This window comes from Bacillota bacterium (assembly GCA_024655925.1).
Classification (GTDB): domain Bacteria; phylum Bacillota; class DTU025; order DTU025; family JANLFS01; genus JANLFS01.
Genome location: JANLFS010000206.1, coordinates 1 through 1065 on the forward strand (window position 1 = coordinate 1; position 1065 = coordinate 1065).

The 1065-nt window shown below is 61.0% G+C and carries 2 protein-coding genes; both read left to right on the forward strand.

The window, feature by feature from the left end; genetic code table 11:
• The coding region (locus NUW23_16100) for a hypothetical protein (GenBank protein ID MCR4427672.1) at positions 1 to 866 on the forward strand (866 nt) is incomplete at its 5' end.
• Positions 838 to 1065: hypothetical protein (locus NUW23_16105; protein ID MCR4427673.1), on the forward strand; the 228-nt coding region annotated here is incomplete at its 3' end. The genes NUW23_16100 and NUW23_16105, both read left to right, overlap by 29 nt.

The window sequence follows — 1065 nt, forward strand, 5'->3', positions numbered from 1 at the left end:
ACGTCAAACACGGCACCATGTTTGAGAGCGCAAATCAGGCGTACCACTACGCCGCTTTCGGATCCTTCGAGTCCTTCAGGATCGGCAAGAGCAGTTTCTCGGTAGTAGTGGTAGCCGGCCAGAACGAGATGGAGCCGCGGAGCCCCTCTCGCGAATCAGTCTTGCTCAGGGCAGCCGCCAAGCTGCTCGTTCCCGGTGGAGTCATGGTGGCACACATCCGGACTTGGCTGCCAGACGACGCCCTCGATGTGCTCGAGCGGCAGTTCAGCGATGTGAGCATCTGGGCCAGCGCCCGTCCATCGGCGAGATCACGGATTGTCCTCGGCGTGAGGAAACCCGCTTCGAGCAAAGACCCAATGGCCAGGGATCGCATGGTCCTGATGGATGCCGCTCCGTCACTCCCTCCGGGCGATGGAAAGCCCACCTACAAGGTACCGGGCGGAACGATGGAGGTTGCGACGTTCATCGGGGACGCCATTTCGGACTGCCAAGCCGAGCGCTACCTCACCATGTCCAGCGCCTACGAGGCGCTGGACAAGCGGTGTCAAAAGTGGAGGGCCGTTGAGTCCCGGATTGGCAGGCCGCCCTGTGAGCTGCACAAGGGCCACATAGCGATGTTGCTTGTGGCTGGCCAACTCGACGGCGCAATTGGCGAAGGACCGGACGCGCATGTGGTGCTCGGCTCAGTCAAACGAGCTGAGAGAATCGAGGATGTCACGGAAGAAGGGGAAGAGGAATCCGGCGAAAGCGCGGTCATTTCGGAAAGCCGGGTCCTCACCTTCGACTCGACGGTGAAGATACTCACGAAGCAAGGCGAGATGATCACGTTCGGGGAGGGTGAGGGAACTGATACGCCTGCTCTGTAACGATCCAGAGACGAATGAGCTCGCGGCGGTCCACGCTTCGACGGCAGTGCTGTCTGGGCCGCCGACACGGCAAAACGGATCCTGGGGGCCTTTCTGCAAGATCACAATGCCGTTGGTCGATGTGCTGGCCCCAAGGACTAAGGTGGCCACCGCTATAAGGGCTCTGACCAAGGGTAGGCGAGTCACCTCGATCTGGGCG